The sequence below is a fragment of the Pseudonocardia sp. CA-107938 genome, from assembly GCF_050936315.1.
Lineage (GTDB): Bacteria > Actinomycetota > Actinomycetes > Mycobacteriales > Pseudonocardiaceae > Pseudonocardia.
In genome coordinates this window covers 6,347,820-6,365,168 of the sequence record NZ_JBNJNA010000001.1, presented here as the reverse complement: position 1 = coordinate 6,365,168, position 17,349 = coordinate 6,347,820, and the positions used below count along the sequence as shown (strand labels likewise).

At 73.3% G+C, this 17,349-nt stretch carries 18 protein-coding genes; 9 read left to right on the top strand and 9 right to left on the bottom strand.

Features of this window, described 5'->3' with window-relative positions; translation table 11 throughout:
* Positions 1 to 37: 37 nt before the first annotated feature.
* Positions 38 to 1,033 carry a LacI family DNA-binding transcriptional regulator gene (locus ACQEVB_RS31500; protein WP_432980680.1) on the top strand — a complete coding sequence of 332 codons (996 nt, stop codon included), beginning with the start codon at positions 38 to 40 and terminating at the stop codon, positions 1,031 to 1,033.
* Between the two features lie 5 nt (positions 1,034 to 1,038).
* On the opposite strand, the gene ACQEVB_RS31495 is transcribed toward ACQEVB_RS31500, so the two are convergent.
* A complete protein-coding gene (locus ACQEVB_RS31495; RefSeq protein WP_432979331.1) occupies positions 1,039 to 1,656 on the bottom strand; it encodes a DUF2625 family protein in 618 nt (205 codons plus the stop codon).
* 401 nt (positions 1,657 to 2,057) lie between these two features.
* Here ACQEVB_RS31495 and ACQEVB_RS31490 point away from each other — a divergent pair, with 401 nt between their 5' ends.
* The gene (locus ACQEVB_RS31490) at positions 2,058 to 3,257 is read left to right on the top strand and encodes a DUF222 domain-containing protein (RefSeq protein WP_432979328.1); all 1,200 of its coding nucleotides are present in this window, start codon (positions 2,058 to 2,060) and stop codon (positions 3,255 to 3,257) included.
* A 226-nt stretch (positions 3,258 to 3,483) separates the two neighbouring features.
* Here ACQEVB_RS31490 and ACQEVB_RS31485 read toward each other — a convergent pair whose 3' ends face one another.
* From ACQEVB_RS31485 to ACQEVB_RS31470, 4 genes are all read right to left on the bottom strand, one after another.
* Positions 3,484 to 6,267, bottom strand: coding sequence for a glycoside hydrolase family 2 TIM barrel-domain containing protein (locus tag ACQEVB_RS31485; protein ID WP_432979325.1), 2,784 nt, complete (start codon positions 6,265 to 6,267; stop codon positions 3,484 to 3,486).
* A 98-nt stretch (positions 6,268 to 6,365) separates the two neighbouring features.
* The gene (locus tag ACQEVB_RS31480; protein WP_432979322.1) at positions 6,366 to 7,337 is read right to left on the bottom strand and encodes a LacI family DNA-binding transcriptional regulator; all 972 of its coding nucleotides are present in this window, start codon (positions 7,335 to 7,337) and stop codon (positions 6,366 to 6,368) included.
* 56 nt (positions 7,338 to 7,393) lie between these two features.
* Positions 7,394 to 7,720 (bottom strand): DUF1905 domain-containing protein, encoded by a 327-nt coding sequence (locus ACQEVB_RS31475; protein ID WP_432979319.1) that lies wholly within the window; start codon positions 7,718 to 7,720, stop codon positions 7,394 to 7,396.
* A gap of 17 nt (positions 7,721 to 7,737) precedes the next feature.
* Complete coding sequence (locus ACQEVB_RS31470; protein WP_432979316.1) at positions 7,738 to 8,142, bottom strand: VOC family protein; 405 nt, start codon at positions 8,140 to 8,142, stop codon at positions 7,738 to 7,740.
* Positions 8,143 to 8,470: 328 nt separating this feature from the next.
* Between ACQEVB_RS31470 and ACQEVB_RS31465 the strand changes: the two genes are divergently transcribed.
* Positions 8,471 to 8,740, top strand: coding sequence for a hypothetical protein (locus ACQEVB_RS31465; protein WP_432979313.1), 270 nt, complete (start codon positions 8,471 to 8,473; stop codon positions 8,738 to 8,740).
* A 52-nt stretch (positions 8,741 to 8,792) separates the two neighbouring features.
* Positions 8,793 to 10,184: an MFS transporter gene (locus tag ACQEVB_RS31460; RefSeq protein WP_432979310.1), complete on the top strand. Its 1,392-nt coding sequence runs from the start codon at positions 8,793 to 8,795 to the stop codon at positions 10,182 to 10,184.
* On the opposite strand, the gene ACQEVB_RS31455 is transcribed toward ACQEVB_RS31460, so the two are convergent.
* Positions 10,179 to 11,123, bottom strand: a complete 945-nt coding sequence (locus ACQEVB_RS31455) for a phosphotransferase (protein ID WP_432979307.1) — start codon at positions 11,121 to 11,123, stop codon at positions 10,179 to 10,181. The two genes, ACQEVB_RS31460 and ACQEVB_RS31455, sit on opposite strands and share 6 nt — an antisense overlap.
* A 90-nt stretch (positions 11,124 to 11,213) precedes the next feature.
* Here ACQEVB_RS31455 and ACQEVB_RS31450 point away from each other — a divergent pair, with 90 nt between their 5' ends.
* Complete coding sequence (locus ACQEVB_RS31450; RefSeq protein ID WP_432979304.1) at positions 11,214 to 11,927, top strand: DUF1345 domain-containing protein; 714 nt, start codon at positions 11,214 to 11,216, stop codon at positions 11,925 to 11,927.
* Here the strand turns inward: ACQEVB_RS31450 and ACQEVB_RS31445 are convergent.
* Positions 11,838 to 12,830, bottom strand: coding sequence for an oxygenase MpaB family protein (locus ACQEVB_RS31445; protein ID WP_432979301.1), 993 nt, complete (start codon positions 12,828 to 12,830; stop codon positions 11,838 to 11,840). The two genes, ACQEVB_RS31450 and ACQEVB_RS31445, sit on opposite strands and share 90 nt — an antisense overlap.
* 95 nt (positions 12,831 to 12,925) lie before the next feature.
* Between ACQEVB_RS31445 and ACQEVB_RS31440 the strand changes: the two genes are divergently transcribed.
* On the top strand, positions 12,926 to 13,552 hold the full coding sequence (locus ACQEVB_RS31440) for a TetR family transcriptional regulator (RefSeq protein WP_432979298.1): 627 nt from the start codon (positions 12,926 to 12,928) through the stop codon (positions 13,550 to 13,552).
* On the opposite strand, the gene ACQEVB_RS31435 is transcribed toward ACQEVB_RS31440, so the two are convergent.
* Entirely contained in the window at positions 13,542 to 14,684 is a 1,143-nt protein-coding gene (locus ACQEVB_RS31435) for an MFS transporter (protein ID WP_432979295.1), read from the bottom strand. The genes ACQEVB_RS31440 and ACQEVB_RS31435 overlap by 11 nt on opposite strands.
* A 79-nt stretch (positions 14,685 to 14,763) precedes the next feature.
* On the opposite strand from ACQEVB_RS31435, the gene ACQEVB_RS31430 reads away from it, so the two are divergent.
* Positions 14,764 to 15,072, top strand: coding sequence for an ArsR/SmtB family transcription factor (locus tag ACQEVB_RS31430; RefSeq protein ID WP_432979292.1), 309 nt, complete (start codon positions 14,764 to 14,766; stop codon positions 15,070 to 15,072).
* Here ACQEVB_RS31430 and ACQEVB_RS31425 read toward each other — a convergent pair.
* Positions 15,069 to 15,659: a TetR/AcrR family transcriptional regulator gene (locus ACQEVB_RS31425; protein ID WP_432979289.1), complete on the bottom strand. Its 591-nt coding sequence runs from the start codon at positions 15,657 to 15,659 to the stop codon at positions 15,069 to 15,071. The two genes, ACQEVB_RS31430 and ACQEVB_RS31425, sit on opposite strands and share 4 nt — an antisense overlap.
* A gap of 123 nt (positions 15,660 to 15,782) precedes the next feature.
* Between ACQEVB_RS31425 and ACQEVB_RS31420 the strand changes: the two genes are divergently transcribed.
* The gene (locus ACQEVB_RS31420) at positions 15,783 to 16,556 is read left to right on the top strand and encodes an SDR family oxidoreductase (RefSeq protein WP_432979286.1); all 774 of its coding nucleotides are present in this window, start codon (positions 15,783 to 15,785) and stop codon (positions 16,554 to 16,556) included.
* On the top strand, positions 16,556 to 17,347 hold the full coding sequence (locus ACQEVB_RS31415) for an SDR family oxidoreductase (RefSeq protein ID WP_432979283.1): 792 nt from the start codon (positions 16,556 to 16,558) through the stop codon (positions 17,345 to 17,347). Before ACQEVB_RS31420 ends, ACQEVB_RS31415 begins: the two co-directional genes overlap by 1 nt.
* The last annotated feature ends 2 nt before the right edge of the window (positions 17,348 to 17,349 follow it).

Genomic DNA, 17,349 nt, shown 5'->3' with positions numbered 1-17,349 from the left:
AGTGGGAGGGGGGCCGGTCGTGGCCAGTGCGCCGAGCATGAAGGACGTCGCGGCGCGGGCGGGGGTGTCGCTCGGCACCGTCTCCAACGCGCTGAACAAGCCCGACCAGGTGTCGGAGCGCACCCGGCAACGGGTGCTCGACGCGATCGAGGCGCTCGGGTTCGTGCGCAACGAGTCGGCGCGCCAGCTGCGCTCCGGCCGCAGCCGCACCCTCGCCTTCGTCGTGCTCGACGCCGGCAACCCGTTCTTCACCGACGTCGCCCGCGGGATGGAGGAGGTCGCCGAGGCCGCGGGGCGCGCGGTGTTCCTCTGCAACAGTGGCGAGGACCCCAAGCGCCAGGACGCCTACCTCGACCTGCTCGAGCAGCAGCGCGTGGAGGGCGTGCTGATCACTCCCGTCGACCAGCCCGAGGAGCGCCTCGACCGGCTGGAGAAGCGCGGCATCCCCGTCGTCGTCGTGGACCGCGCCGGCGGCCCCGACCGCTGCTCCGTCACCGTCGACGACGTCGCCGGCGGCGAGCTCGCCGTCGAGCACCTGCTCGAACGCGGCCACGAACGGATCGCGCTGGTCGGCGGCCCCGTCTCCATCGGTCAGGTCGCCGACCGCTGGGCCGGCGCCCGGCGCGCGCTCGCCGCCGCCGGCGCGCCCGAGCCGACACTGCTCGAGACGGCAGCGCTCAACGTCGCCGAGGGCCGCCGCGCGGGAGAGCGCCTGGTGGGCCTGCCCGCCTCCCGCCGCCCCACGGCCGCGTTCTGCGCCAACGACCTGCTCGCGCTCGGCCTGCTGCAGCAGATGGTCCGCATGGGCATGGCCGTCCCCGACGACCTCGCCATCGTCGGCTACGACGACATCGAGTTCGCCGAGGCCGCCGCCGTGCCCCTCACGTCGGTGAGCCAGCCCCGGCACCTGCTCGGACGCACGGCCGTCGAGCTGCTGCTCGCCGAGTCGAGCGGAGCGGCCGGCCACCTGCACCGGCAGGTGGTGTTCGCGCCCGAACTCGTGGTGCGGGCGTCCACGGGTCGGGTGGGCTGACGCGCTCAGCGCTGCCCGTCGAGCTGGCGGGCCATCTCCTCGTGGAACGAGACGAGCTCGGCGAACGAGATGGCCCGGCGCGACACGGCCGACAGGTCCGCGCCTTCGGTGCTCCACGGCGGCGGCCACGTGTGGATGCCCTTGTCGAGCGGTACGGCAGCCACCTCCTGCTCCCACCCCGGCCACCGCACCGCGGAGTAGAACGTCGTCAGCCCGCCACGCAGCACCGACTCCAGCCAGTCGCCGTAGCCCGCGCCGAGGTCGTCCCAGATCAGGTCCTCCGGGCCGAAGTAGCGGATCGTGGGCGCCCCCTCGTCGTTCTCCATCCAGTCGAACCGGCCGCCCAGCACGTCGTAGGCGACGGTGAGCCGCCCACCCCCGGGCTCGGCCACGTCCGCCACACCGGGCAGCTCCGCGGTGCCCGCCCCCAGCACCCGCAGCCAACCGTGGTCGACCAGCAGCCCTCCCGAGTTCTGCACGACCGCCGCGAGCCACGACCACGTGCCCAGACCGAGCCGCGCCAGCTGGTCCGCGCCCCGGGCCGCGTCGGTGGGCAGCACCGTCACTGGGTACGGCGCTTCTTCGATCAACGACTGCACCTCGGGCCACGACGATTTCCGCATGCCCGGAGAGTGCCAGAGGGCCCATGTCAAGCCACGACGGTTCGAGGGAGGTCGAAGTCTTGTCGACCGGTTGCGTCTGCGGCGGTAGTGGGTTCTCGGGGGTTGCGGTTTCCGGGGCTCTGCCCCGGGCCCCGGCGCCTCCCTCCGGTGGAGCTTGCCGGCTCCACCGTCGCTCGGTCGCCCTTCGGGATGCCACACCGGTGCTCGGGTGGCAAACGAAACGCGTGTTTGCCGCCCGACCACCGGCGCGGCCTTGCATTGCACGCCCGACCGACGGTGGAGCCTTTTCAGGCACCTTCATTGCACGCGCCAAACGGCACTTGACCTGCGATAATCGGTCTCCGTTCGAACCTGTGTTCGGGTATCATTGGGGCATGACCGAGAACCCGCTCGCACAGGCCGTGAGCCTGATCGAGCAGGCGTTCACGGCCATCTCCGGCAGCCCCGACCACCTCGCCGCACTCCTCGTTCTGGAAGGTGTGTCGCGGCAGGTTGATCGGGCCAAGGTCGCCGCGATCGCGGCGGTCGAACGCGATGGTGTGTTGGCGGAGAAGGGCTACCGCACCACCGTCGCGGGGCTCAAGGATCTGCTCGGCTGGGATCACGACACCGCCCGCCGGCACGTGACCGTCGCCGAACACGTTGGGCCCCGGGTCGCGTTGGACGGTGCCCCGTTGGAGCCGGTGCTGCCCGCGACCGCGGCCGCGTTCGCCGATGGTGCGGCCACCCTGCGGCACGTCGATGCCATCGCCGCGCTGATGAACTCCCGCCCCGCCGCCCGGATCAGCCTGGCCGATCGGATCGCGATTGAGGCCAGCCTCGGTGAGGCGGCCCGCAGCTTCACACCGCACGAAGTGCGTGTGACGGGGCTGGAGCTGCTCGCGGCGGCCGACGTGGATGGGCCGGAGCCGGATGAGCGGCCCGGCCGCAACGAACTGCAGATGGGCGCCAACGCTGATGGCAGCGGGTGGCTGCGGGGCCAGTTCGAGGATCCGCTGGCGTTCGCGGCGATCCGTACCGCGATCGAGGCCCGCACCCGACCGACCCCGGACAACCGCGGCACCACTGCGGCCGAGCGCAATGCGGCGGCGTTGGCGGAGATCTGTGGGTTCGCCCTCGACCACGGCGCCTCCGGTGAGGTCGGGGGAGAACGGCCCCGGGTCATCGTCACGATCCGGCTCGACGATCTGGAAGACCGCGCGCGGGCGGCGATGCTGGACACCGGGGGACAGTTGACTCCCGGGCAGTTGCGGCGGCTGCTGTGCGATGCCCACCTCGTCCCGGTCGTGCTCGACGGCGACAGCCAACCCCTCGATGTCGGCCGCACCCACCGGCTGGTCCCCACCTGGTTGCGGCGGGCGGTCGCCCTGCGCGACCACGGCTGCGCCCACCCCGGCTGTGATCGACCACCATCCTGGTGCGAGGTCCATCATGTGATCGAGTGGCAGCACGGCGGCGCCACCGCCTTGGACAACTTGGTCATGTTGTGTTGCCAACATCATGATCAAGTCCATTCGACCGAGTGGCGAATAGACATGTCGTCCGGGAAACCGGAGTTCATCCCGCCACCGTGGATGACCGACCTCTGGGCCCAGGCATGAGCACGGCACCACTGTGCCCAGCGCACGGTCTGAGGCTCCACCGTCGATCGGGCGTGCGCAGCAACGCCGCAGCGCCGGTCCGGCCGCAAACACGCTTCATCGTTTGCGGTCGGGCCGGGGCTGTGGCATCCCGTCAGGGCGACCGATCGGCGGTGGAGCCGACCCGCTCGTTCCCGCTCCACCAGAGGAGGGTCGGGGTTCGGGGCGGAGCCCCGAGAACGAGCGGTCAGATCCGCCGCAGTGTCACCTCCAGCACCGCGGGGGCGGCGTGCAGCTGGTACGCCGGCAGCACCCCCGGGCCGCAGGCCGCGGTGCCCACACCGTTCTGCGCCAGGTCGAGGTTGACGTGGACGAACGGGCCCGGCACGAGGTCGGTGGTGTGCTGGGCCGCGTCGAGTTCCTCGGTGGTCCAGCGGCGGGCCGTGAGGTCGATGGTGGGGGTGCCGTCGATGCGGATGCCGTGTCCGCCGGCGTCGGTGATGGTGGCCCAGCGCACCTCGGCGCGGTTGCCGTTCTCCTGGGGGCGGACGTACGGGGTCTGCAGCTCGTCGACGGTCGCGGCGAACCGGCCGACGCGGGCGGCCTGGCGGGAGTCGGCGTACGCCTCGCCGGGGCCGCGGCCGAACCACTCGACGCGGTCGAGCTGGGCGGGCAACGCCATGCGCAGCCCGAGGCGCGGCAGCACGGTCGACCAGTCGCCGTCCGGGACGATCTCTACGCGCAGGTGCAGCGCGCCGGGGTCGGCGGTGCCGGTCCACCGGTAGGTGACGCCCATGCCGAGCGCCAGCGCGGGCGGCGCCACCCGGGTGCGGACGACCACCTCGGACGCGCCGCGGGTCACGTCGATGACGCGGTGCTGCAGGCGGTGCAGCCCCAGCGCGCGCCACGCCGGCTCGTCGGACGGCTGGTCGTTGTCGGTCGGGGCCCGCCACAGGTCCAGCCGCGGGCCGCTCAGGGCGAGCCCGCTCAGCTCGACGAGCGTGCCGTCGAGGTCGAACTCGGCCGCGTCGATCGGGCGCGGCTCGATCACCCGGGCCGGCGCGGGCAGCACCTCCAGCTGGCCCCACGCCACGACGTGCCCGGCAGGCGCCCACGGTGCGTCCTTCGCCAGCGCGGCCCGCACGGTCAGCCAGGTCTCGTGGTCGGTGGGCGGCAGCTCCGGCAGCGGCAGGTCGACGGACGCGCCGGCCGGCACCTCCGGCACCGCCAGCTCGCCGCCGGCGACCTCGAGGCCCTCCTCCTCCAGCACCCACGTGAACGTGAACGCGTCCAGCCCGGCGAAGTCCTGCATGTTCGTGACGGTCAGGCCGGCACGCGAACCCGTGATGCGCACGGGCTCGATCACCTTCGCGAACTCCACGAGCCCCGGCGACGGGGTGCGGTCGGGGAACACCAGGCCGTCGACGACGAAGTTCCCGTCGTGGATGGGCTCGCCGAAGTCGCCGCCGTAGGCGAAGAACTCGCGGCCGTCCGCCGTTCGCTGCCGGATGCCGTGGTCGAGCCACTCCCAGATGAACCCGCCCTGGCAGTGCGGGTACCGCTCGAACAGCTCCCGGTACTCCATCAGCCCGCCGGGCCCGTTGCCCATCGCGTGCGCGTACTCGCACAGCACGAACGGTCGCGTGGTCTGCTCGCGGCCGATCTCGTCGACCTCGTCGACGGAGGCGTACATCCGGCTGTAGACGTCCACGTACTCGCAGGCGTGGTCGCCCTCGTAGTGGATCGGGCGGCTCACGTCGCGGCCACGGGCCCAGTCGGCCATGGCGGCGAGGTTGGCGCCGGTGTGCGCCTCGTTGCCGAGCGACCACATGATCACGCTGGGCCGGTTCTTGTCGCGCTCCACCATGCGCTGCATCCGGTCGAGGAGCGCGTCGCGCCACTGCGGCTCACCGGTCGGGTTGCCCGCCCAGTCGATCAGCTGGAAGCCGTGGGTCTCCAGGTCGCACTCGTCGATGACCCAGAAGCCCAGCTCGTCGCACAGTTCGAGGAACGCCGGGTCGGGCGGGTAGTGGCTGGTGCGGACGGCGTTCACGTTGTGCTGCTTCATGAGGAGCAGATCCGTGCGCGCGGTCTCCAGCGGGACGGCGCGGCCGAGGTCGGGGTGGAACTCGTGCCGGTTGACGCCCTTGATCATGATCCGCCGGCCGTTGACGGTGAGGATGCCGTCGACGATCGCAACGGTGCGGAACCCGATCCGCACCGACACCCGCTCGCTGTCGGTGGCGAGCGTGCCCTCGTAGAGCCGCGGGGTCTCCGCGCTCCACGGCGTGACGGAGCCGGCCTCGATCGGCCCGGTGACGGGCCGGTCCTCGATGCCCAGCTCCGGCACGGACAGGCGGGCGTCCGCATCCGTCTCGACGCGGATCGTCCCGGTGCCGGTGCGGTGGTCGTAGTCGGCGCGCAGCCAGTAGTCCACGATGCCGCCGGCGGGCTGCGCGATGAGGGTGACCGCCCGGAAGATCCCCGAGAGCCACCACATGTCCTGGTCCTCGAGGTAGCTGCCCGCCGACCACTGGTGCACGCGCACGACCAGCACGTTGCGGCCGGGGCGCAGCACCTCGCTCACGTCGAACTCGGTGGGCAGCCGGCTGCCGCGAGTGATGCCCAGCTCGACGCCGTTGAGCCAGACCCGGCCGCAGGAGTCGATGCCGTCGAAGCGCAGCACCGTCCGCCCGCCCGGCCAGCTGTCCGGCAGGTCGAACGTCCGGCGGTGGTCGCCGGTCGGGTTCTCGCTGGGCACGTGCGGCGGGTCGATCGGGAACGGGTAGACGACGTTGGTGTACGCGGGGCGGCCGTGCCCGTGCATCTGCCAGTTCGACGGCACCGGCAGGGTGTCCCAGCCGGAGTCGTCGAAGTCCGGGTCCTCGATCCCGGCCGGCGCGGCCGCGACGGAGGGGGAGAGGTGGAACGTCCAGTCGCCGCCGAGGTCGATCCGCGGCGCGTCCGAGACGAACGCGGCCCGCGGGGGCAACGCGCCGAGGCCGGGGGACAGGTCCTCCAAGTAGTGCACGTGGTCAGCCTTTCACTACGTCGTGGACCAGGCATCCCCGTGAACGGTCACGTGAACGCTCTCGGCGAGTCTCGGTCGGCCCCGCGAGGATGTCAAGGTCAGGCCGAGCCGCGCAGCAGCAGCTCTCCGGGGATCGTGACGACCTCCGGCTGTTCCCCGGCCAGCAGCCGGGCCGCCTGGTCGATCGCCGTGCCGCCGAGGCGGCGCGTGTCGATGCGGACGGTGGTGAGCGGCGGCTCCACCAGCTCGCCCAGCGCCAGCCCGTCGTGCCCGACGACGGCCAGGTCGTCGGGCACCGAGCGGCCGAGCGCCCGCGCCCTGCGCAGCGCGCCGATGGCGATGACGTCGTTGTAGCCGATCACGGCGTCCAGCGCCGTGCCGTCGGCGAGCAGGGCGTCGAGGGCCTCACGGCCGCCGTCGAACGACTGGTGCGCGCCCACGACGCGCCCGGTCAGGCCGTGCTCGGCCATGGCGGCGTCGAACCACTTCCGGCGCGCGCTGGGCTCCGGGCGGTCGTGGTCGACCATCGCGATGTGCCGGCGCCCGCCCTCCACCAGGTGTGCGACGGCGGCGCGCAGCCCGACCTCGCCGTCGATGCGGATGGCGCCGAACGACGGTCCCGAGTGGTCGCGCTCGACGTAGACCACCGGCAGCCCGGCCGTGTGCTGGTCCACGACGGCCGCGGGCGCGGCGAGGTAGCCGACGATGGCGTCGACCTGCGAGCCGATGACGCGCAGCGTGCCCAGCTCCTGGTCGGGGTCGTCGGCGGTGTCGTAGACGAGGACGTGCCAGCCGCGCAGCCGGGCGGCGGCCAGCGCGGCGGAGGCGAGCTCGGTGAAGAACGGGTTGAGCAGGTCGGGGATCACCAGCCCGATCGACGTGGTGTCCTGCCGCACCAGCCCGCGGGCGAACCGGCTGGGCCGGAAGCCCAGCTCGCGCGCGGTCTCGAGGACGCGCTGCTTGGTGCCGCTGTCGATCTCGCCCTTGTCGTTCAGCGCCCGCGACACCGTCTGGTAGGACACCCCGGCCGACCTGGCGACGTCCCGGATGGTGACGCGTTTGCCTGTCATGGACCCATCTCCGTGCGGGGGCGGCAAGGCTAGCAGGGATCTTGCGGTGAACCCGATCAGACGGTGGGGCCCTGCCCGTTCGCCTGCCGGCCGCCGCGGGGCGCGACGGACATGCCGACGCCGACGGTGTCGCCCGGCTCGACCTGCTCGGCCCGCCGCACGGCCACCTTGACGGGCAGCACGTAGCCGCCGTCCTTGGGGAGCAGCGAGGTTTCCCACTCGGTCGCGCCGATCCGGGCACGCACGGGGATGGCGCCCCACCCGTAGGAGGCCTGCGCGGCTTCGGCGCGGACCAGCTCGCAGCCGTCCTCGGGGAGGGCGAGCCAGTAGAAGGGGGCGGGCCCGCGCCACTCGAACAGCTCGGCGCTGAACTCCAGATCCATGCGGGCCACCGTAGGGCTCAGGCGAAGTCGGCCGCGGTCATGCCGGCCGCGTGGCCGGTCGGCCACTGGACGAGCTCGATGCGGTAGCCGTCGGGATCGGTGAGCCACGACGTGCGGATGCCGGGGCCCGGGTCCGCCGGCGGCTCGGTGTCGAGGCCCGCGGCTGCGAGGTCGGCGAGCGTGGCGTCGAGGTCGTCGGTCTGCACGACGAGGTGGTTGACCGCGCCGGTGTCGGTGACCGGGCGGGCCGGGTCGTGCACCAGCTCGAGGCTGACGAAAGGGTCGTCGGGCAGTTGCAGCATGGTGAGGCTGCCGAACCCGGTCTCGGGGACCGTGCCCACCACGGCGTAGCCGAGCGCGCGGTAGAAGGCCAGCGATCGCTCCAGGTCGGAGACCCGCAGCCCGAGGTGCAGCATCCGCATCCCGGAACCGTACTTCTTGGAACCGGCGCCGGCGTCGTGACGCGGCCGGAGGAGACGCTGCACCCGATGGTGCGGCAGAGCCTGCTGCCGGATTTGCTGCTGGCCGAGACCGCGATCGCGCAGGTGGAGGCGCTGGGCTTCGCGCCGTCCGACGTCCGGCACATCGTGCTCACGCACCTCGACTGCGACGACGCCGGCGGGCTGCGCGACTTCCCGCACGCCGCCGTGCACGTCTCCGCGGACGGGTACGCGGCGATGCAGCAGCCACCGACCCCCCGAGCTGGCCGCCCGCTACGCGGCGAAGCAGTGGGAGCACGGCCCGGACTGGGTGCTGGAGCCGACCGGCGGGGACGAGTGGTTCGGGATGCCCGGCGTCCGCCCGCTCAGCGGAGTCGACGAGCTGCTGCACGTCGGCGACGCGGTGTTCCACCGCGGCCGGTTCGCCCCGGAACACGGCTCGTGCCCGCCACTCCTCGAGCAGATGGAGTGGGCCGGTGCCGCCGACGTGGCGCGGGACGAGGCGACGGTGGAGCGGCTGGTCGCGCTGCACCGCGACCACGCCGACCGGGTCGAGATCGTGGCCGCCGCCGCCCGTTGATCCGGCGGACCTGGCGCAAGCGCGAGAAGGTGGGCCCGTCGAAGGGAGCGCAGTGTTTCCTCAGGAACGGTCGACCTACCAGTACCCACCCGGCCCCGATGCCGACGACCCGCAGTACACCGGGCACCTGCGGCGCGCGGCGCTCGCCGCATCGGTCGGCAGCACGCTGGAGTACTACGACTTCACGCTCTACACGCTCGCGTCCGCGCTGATCTTCGGGAAGGTGTTCTTCCCCGCGCTCGGCCCGGCCGCCGGGGTGGTGGCGAGCCTCGCCACGCTCGCCGTCGGCTTCGTCGCGCGGCCGGTCGGCGGGCTGTTCTTCGGGACGCTCGGCGACCGCTTGGGCCGCAAGTGGGTGCTGATGGTGACCATCGCGCTGATGGGCGGCGCCAGCACGCTGATCGGCGTCCTGCCGACGGGTGCGCAGGTGGGGTTCTGGGCGCCGGTGCTGCTGGTGGTGCTGCGGTTCGCGCAGGGCTTCGGGGCGGGAGCCGAGCAGGCGGGCGCCACGACGTTGATGGCCGAGTACGCGCCGGTGCGGCGCCGCGGCTACTACTCCGGGCTGCCGTTCGTCGGCATCTTCGCCGGCGCCCTGCTGGCGTCCGCGGTGTTCGCCGTGCTCGGCACCCTTGACCAGGAGACGCTGCTCGGCTGGGCGTGGCGGGTGCCGTTCCTGGCGTCGGTGATCCTGCTGGCGGTCGCGGTGTACATCCGGCTGCGGATGCGGGAGAGCCCGGCGTTCGCGGACCTGGAGAAGCACGAGCAGGTCGCGGAGCGGCCGTTCCAGGAGCTGATGCGGCAGTCGCGGCCGACGGTGCTGCGCGGCATCGGCGTGCGGATGGCCGAGGTCGGCGGCTCGTACATCTACCAGACGCTGTCGATCACGTACGTCACCACGCTCGGCGTGCAGTCCTCGATCGGGCCGCTCGCCGTAGCGTTCGGGGCTGCGCTCGGTCTCGTCGTGGTGCCGATCGCGGGCCGGATCTCCGACCGGTACGGCCGGTTGCCGGTCTACCGGGCGGGCGCGATCTTCCAGCTGGTCTTCGCGCCGTTCGCGTGGTGGCTGCTCTCGCTCGGCAACCCGGTCGCGACGGTCGCCGTCGTGACGGTCAGCTACGGCATCGGCGTGAGCGTCATGCTCGGCGGGCAGTGCCCGCTGCTGCCGGAGCTGTTCGGCGCCCGCCACCGGTACATCGGCGTGGCGACCGCCCGGGAGGTCAGCGCCGTGCTCGGCGGCGGGTTCGGGCCGCTCGTCGGCGCGCTGCTCCTGGGCTGGTTCGACAACTCGCCGGTGCCGCTCGCGATCTTCGTCGCGGTCCTCTCCGTGATCACACTGCTGACCCTGCACGTCACACCGGAGACCCGCGCTCGGGACATCACCCTGCTCGGGGACGCCCTCGACGACACGGAGGAGCAGCGCGCGGCGCGTCCCGCCCCGTCATGACGGTCGCCCGGCGACGCCGATCAGCTCGTGCAGCCGGGCCCGGGTGTGCGGGTCGTCGAGCGACTCGCGGATCCAGGCCTCCGCGTCGGCCTGCTCCGGGGAACCCGGTGCGGCCGCGAGCCAGTTCCGGCCGGCCAGCTCGATGATGTGGCCGAGGATCGCGACGAGCATGCCGAACTGGCGCGGTCCGCGGATCCGGCCCGGTCCGCCGGCGGCCTCGTAGGCGTCGACGAGCGCGCGTGCCCGGGCCGGGTCGGTCCGCCCGTACTCGAACAGCACCATGGCCAGTTCCTCGGCGGGGTCGGCGGCGCCGCTGTTGTCCCAGTCGATGACGTGGAGCTGCCCGTCCGGGCCGCGGCGCAGGTTGTCGGCCCAGAGGTCGCGGTGGCAGAGGCGCAGCGTGGTCGGCGGCCCGAGCCACGACTCCAGCGCGACGAGCTCGTCGCGCAGTGCCGCCAGCGCGCCGGCGAACGGGGCGCCGGCGGCCTGCAGGTCGACGACGAGCCCGTCCCACCCTGCGGGCCCGACCGGGTGCTCGTACCAGGGCTGCCGGTCCCCGGGATCGCCGGCCGGCACGGTGTGCAACCGCCCGAGGACGGTCCCGACCTGCGCCGGATCGGCCAGGGGATCGGGCGGGGCCAGGTCGAGCCACTCGTGGACGCGCACCTGCCGGCCGTCGAGGACCGCGACGACCGCGCCGTCGACGGTGCGGCGGATCCGCGGTGCGGCCACCCCGTGTGCCTGGGCGGCCTCCTGGAACGCGGAGGTCCGGCCGACGTCGTCGAGGTCCCACCGCCCGGTCGGGGTCTTCACCGCCCACCGGCCGTCGGCCGTCTCCAGCAGCCGGACGGCCCCCAGCCTGCCCGTCGCGACCGCCTCCGCGGAGAACACGGGCCGGGCACCCAGGTCGAACAGCTCGGCGATCCGCGCGGCGTCCACCGGCTCACCCCAGCACGTCGCGGCCTGCGCTGGCGTGGGGCCGATTGGGCTAATCTTCCCCATCCGAACGGCCGGTACCTTGGAGCGTCTGTGACCACTGTCGACATCGCGACGGGCGGGTCGTGGGCGACCCGCGCGCTGGACGTGCTGCTGCTCGTCGTCGCGGCGGTGATGTTCGTCGACCTGCGGTTCAACGTCGAGATCGACGACCCGATCTACCAGGTGACCGCGCTGCTGTGGATCGTGCTGGCGGGCGCGTTCATCGGGATCCGGCTGTGGCGGATGCGACGGGCGCGCCGCGGCGACACGCAGTGGACGCGGCGGCTGCAGGACGTCCGCATCGGCTACCTGGTCGTCGCCACGACGCTGCTGACGGTCGTCAACGCGGTGACCCTGCTGCTGGCGTTCACCGGGGACGCGGGCGAGAAGGCCGTCGCCGAGCTCGTCGAGCAGGGCGGCGCCCCGGAGCGCATGGAGGAGCTGGTGTCGATGTACTCGGCGTCGGCGCTCCTGCTGATCATCCTGTCCTGGGCCGTGCTGCACCTGAGCTACGCAGAACGCTATGCGCGGGTGTGGGCGCTGGGCCGGGCCGCCGGCGTGGAGCACGTCGCGTTCCCCGGCAGTGGGGAGCCGACGCTCACGGACTTCGTCTACATGGCGGTGACGGTCGGCTTCACGTTCGCGACGTCGGACGTGAGCGTGCTCTCGTCGGAGCTACGCGCCAAGATGATCTTCCACGGCGTGCTGTCGTTCCTGTACAACGCCGTGATCGTGGCGTCGACGGTCAGCGTCCTGACCAGCTGAGTCGGGCGCGAACGACGTCAGGCCGACGCCCTGGTAGCGCCGTACCAGCTTCCGGTACTGCCGGCGGTTGCGGGCCAGCGGCGTGTCGGTGAGGACGCTCGGCAGCACCCGGAACGCGACCTGCAGCATCCGCGTGAGCAGCCGGAACTCCACGTCGTGCCGCGGGCTCCAGCGCACCGGCATCCGGGCGCGCACGGCCGGGTGCATGATCCCGCAGCCGAGCACGGTCACCACGCGGCTGGCGATCGGGGAGGCCAGCCGCCAGGCCGGGGCGGCGACGGCGGGCCAGAAGTCGGGCCGCGGCGGGCGGCGGACCGAGGCGGTGGCCGCGGCCAGGGTCGCCGTCTGCTGCAGCTCCTCGACGGCCGTCCGGTCGTAGTACGCCACCAGCTCCTGGTAGTCCTCGATCAGCCGGGACCGTCCCGGCAGCTGCAGGCCCTCGGCCAGCGCGCGGAAGCGGTCCCAGATCGCCTGGTCGGCGGCGGGGGAGGGGACGTCGCCGGTGACGGCGAGGTAGGCACCGCGCTGGACGAAGAACGTCGAGTACAGGATCCAGTTCCAGTTCTGCGGGGTGAGCGCGGAGTAGCGCAGCCCGCCCGGAGCGGTGCCGCGCACGTCGCGGTGCAGCTCGACGAGCCGCCGGGACTCGGCGGCCCGTTCCTCGTCGGTGCCGAGGTAGATGAGCTGGTCGGCGGCCGCGGTGCGGATGGCGCGGGCCCACGGCTGCTCGCGGATGCGGCCCGTCGCCTCCAGCGCCGCCGACACGGGCGGCAGCATCGGCTGGTCGAACAGCCCGACGCTGAACAGCCCGAGGAAGAGCGAGCCGCCCACCCGTTCGAACCGCTCCAGCACGGCCGCGTGCGGGTGCTCGTCGTCCTGCCGAGCGCTGACCGGGCACGTCATCCGCGTACTCCTCTGCTCGACGCCCTAGTGTGGTGCGCAGTGGCACCAGATCGATCTGGTGTCAGGGTGCACCAGAATGGGGACGGTGGCAAGGCATGACCGACGGTGCGCGCGCCTACGGCGGGGTGGCGGTGGCCGAACGGCGGGCCCGCCGCCGCTCCGCGCTGCTCGACGCCGCGCTGGACCTGCTGGCCGACGGCGGTGCCGGGGTGGTCACGAAGCGGGCGGTGTGCCAGCGCGCCCGGCTCAACGACCGCTACTTCTACGAGCACTTCGCCGACCGCGACGCCCTGCTGGAGACCCTCGCCGCCGAGGTCACCGGCCAGGGCATCGTCGTCGTGGTCGCTGCCGTGCACGCCGCCCCGCCCGACGTCCACGCCCGCGTGCGCGCCGCGGCCGACGCCGCGATCGGCTTCGTCGTCGCCGACCCGCGACACGCGGCGCTGCTGCTGCAGGGGCACAGCGCCGAGCCCCTGCAGCGGGCTCGTCAGGCGAGCCAGCACGCCATCGCCCGGGCCATGGTCGCCGTGGCGGCCGATCAGCCGGCCGGGCCGTCCACGCTGCTCGCCGGCGCTCCCGTCGACGCGGAGATGATCGCGTTCACCGTGGTCAGCGGGCTGCTGGAGCTGGTGGCCGCCTGGATCAGGGAGGAGTTCACCGCGAGCCGCGAGCACCTCACCGACCTGGTCGCGCGCCTGCTGCTCGCCGGCGTCACACGGTGACCTTCGCGGGACTCGGCCGGAACGTCGCCGCGGTGAAGACGGCGGCGATCGCCGCGATCGCGACCGCCGTGCCGACCACCGCGCCGGTGCCACCGATGCCGAGCGCGACGCCCCCGGCCGCGCTGCCGAGCGCCGTGCCCAGGTAGAGCGCGGACCCGTTGATGCCGAGCGCGGCGGTGGAGCTCTGCGGGGCGAGCGTGACCATCCGGTGCTGCTGGCCGACGACCGTCAACCACACGACGGCGCCGCCGACCGCCCACACGACGGCGACGGTCATGGAGACCGGCAGCAGGAGGAGCGCCTGCAGCACGATCAGGCCGGTGAGCCCGCCGAGCACGACGGGCCGCGCTCCGCGCCGGTCGGTGAGGTGGCCGGCGACGGCGTTGCCCGCCACCCCGGCGATCCCGGTGATGGCGAGCAGCACGGCGAGGAGCCCGGCATCGCCGCCGGTGGCGGGCGCGAGGACCGGCGCCACGTACGTGACCGTCGTGTAGAGGGCGGCGAAGGTGAGCGTCGTGGTGAGGGCGGCGGCAAGCACGCGGCGGTCGGCGAGCGGGGCGAGCCGGTCGCGCAGCCGCGCCGGCCCCGGCAGCACCAGCGCCGGCACGCCGACGAGGATCCCGATCCAGGCCGCGGCTCCGACGGCGGCCACCAGCCACAGCGTCAGCCGCCAGTCCGTGCCGCCGATCCACGTTCCGAGCGGCACGCCGACCGCGCTGGCGACGGACAGCCCGCCCATGACGAGCGCGAGCGCGCGACCGCGGCGCTGCTCGCCGGCGAGCGCGACGGCCACCGCGACGACGTTCGGCGTGATCACGGCGGCCGCGGCGCCGGCGAGGATCCGCGACGCCATGGCGACCTCGTACGTGGTCGCGAGCGCGGTCAGGACGTTCGACGCCACGAAGACGCCGAGGCCGCCCAGGACCACCCGCGTGCGGGCGAAGCGGGCGGTGAGCGCGCCCAGCACGGGCGAGAGCACCGCGTAGGTCAGTGCGAACGCGGCGACGAGCTGGCCCGCGCCCGCGACGGGTACGCCGAGGTCGCGCGCGACGGCGGGGAGCAGGCCGTTGATCACGAAGCCGTCGGTGCCCACGGCGAAGGTCGCCATGGCGAGGACGAGGATGCGCAGCACGCGGGTCTCCTTCGGGTATGTTTGACGTCGGTCAAACTATCCAGACCGTTGGATGACTGTCAAACAATTGAGGAGGCGCATGACGACCCTCGTCCATCCCGAGATGGCGGACGTGTCGCTGGCCAGCGTGCTGCACGCCCTGTCCGACCCGGTCCGGCTGCGCCTGGTCACGCTGCTCCTCGACGGGGAGGACCCGCGCTCCTGCGCGCCGGACCTCTGGGGCGTCGACGTGCACAAGTCGACGCTCTCGCACCACTACCGGGTGCTGCGCGAGGCCGGGCTGACCCGCACGCACGTCCACGGCCGCACGCGCTCGGTGGAGCTGCGGCGCGCCGAGCTGGAGGAGCGGTTCCCGGGCCTGCTCGAGTTCCTCGCGAAGAACGGCTAGCGGGTGTGGCCGACCATCCGCAGCGCCAGCTCGGCGTAGTGCTCGCCGATGCCGTCCGGCGTCCACTCGCCGTCGGGGCGGTACCAGCGCGCGACGTCGATGCCGAGTGAGGTGAGTGCGTTCGCGGTCATGCCCGCGTCGGCCACGTGGAAGTCGCCGCTCTCGACGCCCGCGCGCACCAGTGCCCGCACCTCGCGCGCGATCTCCCGGCGCAACCCGACGATCTCGGCGTAGTGCTCCGGGTTCAGCGCGGCGAGCTCGTAGTTCACGACCCGGGCCATCGTGTGGCCGCGCGCGTGGTGGACCGCGAACGCCCGCATCGCGGCGGCCAGCCGGCCGGGCGGGTCGGCCTCGGCGGCGATCGCGGCGCGCAGGAGCTCCAGGGTGCGGGTGTGGCCGGTGCGGGAGATCAGGTGGAGCAGCTCCTCCTTGGAGCGGTGGTGCACGTAGACCGCGGCGGGGCTCATGCCGGCGGCGGCGGCGATGTCCCGGGTCGTGGTCGCGTGGAAGCCCTTGCTCGCGAACGCCGCCGTCGCTGCTTCGAGCAGCTTGGTGCGCGTCTCGTCGCTGCGCGGGGTGGTGGTCACCGTGCTCCCTGGTTCGCGGTTGTGACGCAGGTCATCCGCTGCGGCGTTGACCCGGTCTGCCGGGTGCTCCAGCGTAGGAGTCTACGAGTCTAAGCAAGCGCTTAGTCACTTCGGAGGTCATCGATGCCCGACGCCCTGGATGCGCGCGCCCGGTTCGCGGGGCGCACCGCGATCGTCACCGGCGCGAGCCGCGGGATCGGCCTGGCCATCGCCGAGCGGCTGGTCGCCGACGGTGCCCGGGTCGTGATCACCGCCCGCAAGCAGCCCGCGCTCGACGAGGCGGTGGCCGCCCTGGGCGGTCCCGAGCACGCACTCGGGATCGCCGGGAACGCCGCCGACGTCGACCACCAGGCCGAGGTGGTGGCCGCTGCGGTCGAGAAGTTCGGTGGCGCCGACCTGCTGGTCAACAACACCGGCATCAACCCCGTGTACGGGCCGCTGCTCGACCTCGACCTGGCCGCGGCCCGCAAGATCGTCGACGTCAACTGCCTCGCCGCCGTCTCGTGGGTGCAGCACGTGCACAAGGCGTGGATGGGCGAGCACGGCGGCGCGATCGTCAACGTCTCCTCCGTCGCCGGCCTGCGACCCGCGCCCGGCATCGGCTTCTACGGCGCCAGCAAGGCGATGCTGACCTACCTCACGCAGGAGCTGGCCGTGGAGCTCGGGCCGAAGGTGCGGGTCAACGCGGTGGCGCCGGCCGTGGTGAAGACGCAGTTCGCGACCAAGCTCTACGAGGGCAAGGAGGCGGAGCTCGCCGCGACCTACCCGCTCGGGCGACTCGGCGTGCCGTCGGACATCGGTAGCGTCGTGGCGTTCCTGCTGTCCGCCGACGCGGCGTGGCTCACCGGCCAGCTCCTCGTGATCGACGGTGGCGTGACGCTGACCGGGGGAGTCTGATGCCGGTACGGGACAAGGGGGTCGTCGTCACCGGCGCCGGCCACGGGATCGGCCGCGCGCTGGCCACCCGGCTCGCCGCCGAGGGCGCCCGCGTCGTCGTCAACGACCTGGACGCGGAGGCGGCGCAGGAGGTGGCCGCGGCCATCGGCGGGCACGCCGTTCCCGGCGACGCCGCCTCGCAGGACGGGGTCGCGGCGCTGGTGGAGCGGGCCCGCGAGCAGCTCGGCGGGATCGACGCCTGGTTCGCCAACGCCGGCATCGCCCGTGGCGAGGGCCTCGACACGAGCGAGGCCGACTGGGCCGCGTCGCTGGAGATCAACGCGCTCGCGCACGTCCGGGCGGCCCGCCTGCTGGTGCCCGGCTGGATCGAGGCCGGTGGTGGCCGGTTCGTGGTCACCGCGTCCGCTGCCGGGCTGCTCACCGCGCTGGGCAGCCCGACGTACTCCGTGAGCAAGCACGCCGCCGTCGCGTTCGCGGAGTGGCTCTCGGCCACCTACCGGCATCGCGGTGTCGTCGTGCAGGCGATCTGCCCGCAGGGGGTGCGCACCCGCATGTACGAGGCGTCGGGCGCGCTGCGCGACGTCATGGCCCACGACGCCACGCTCACCCCGGACGACGTCGCCGATGCGATGTGGGACGCGTTGCAGGACGATCGCTTCCTCGTCCTGCCGCACCCGGAGGTGGCCGGCTACTACGCCGGCCGGGCCGCGGACACCGACCGCTGGTTGAGGGGCATGAACAAGCTGCAGCAGCGACTCGACGCGGCGCAGACCGCGGTGAAGGAGACGTAGGG

Excerpts from the sequence above, each read along its gene's own strand:
- ACQEVB_RS31500 (WP_432980680.1), top strand. The coding sequence starts at position 38 with ATGAAGGACGTCGCGGCGCGGGCGGGGGTGTCGCTCGGCACCGTCTCC.
- ACQEVB_RS31495 (WP_432979331.1), bottom strand. The coding sequence starts at position 1,656 with ATGCGGAAATCGTCGTGGCCCGAGGTGCAGTCGTTGATCGAAGAAGCG.
- ACQEVB_RS31480 (WP_432979322.1), bottom strand. The coding sequence starts at position 7,337 with ATGACAGGCAAACGCGTCACCATCCGGGACGTCGCCAGGTCGGCCGGG.
- ACQEVB_RS31475 (WP_432979319.1), bottom strand. The coding sequence starts at position 7,720 with ATGGATCTGGAGTTCAGCGCCGAGCTGTTCGAGTGGCGCGGGCCCGCC.
- ACQEVB_RS31470 (WP_432979316.1), bottom strand. The coding sequence starts at position 8,142 with ATGCGGATGCTGCACCTCGGGCTGCGGGTCTCCGACCTGGAGCGATCG.
- ACQEVB_RS31445 (WP_432979301.1), bottom strand. The coding sequence starts at position 12,830 with ATGACGTGCCCGGTCAGCGCTCGGCAGGACGACGAGCACCCGCACGCG.
- ACQEVB_RS31440 (WP_432979298.1), top strand. The coding sequence starts at position 12,926 with ATGACCGACGGTGCGCGCGCCTACGGCGGGGTGGCGGTGGCCGAACGG.
- ACQEVB_RS31430 (WP_432979292.1), top strand. The coding sequence starts at position 14,764 with ATGACGACCCTCGTCCATCCCGAGATGGCGGACGTGTCGCTGGCCAGC.
- ACQEVB_RS31420 (WP_432979286.1), top strand. The coding sequence starts at position 15,783 with ATGCCCGACGCCCTGGATGCGCGCGCCCGGTTCGCGGGGCGCACCGCG.
- ACQEVB_RS31415 (WP_432979283.1), top strand. The coding sequence starts at position 16,556 with ATGCCGGTACGGGACAAGGGGGTCGTCGTCACCGGCGCCGGCCACGGG.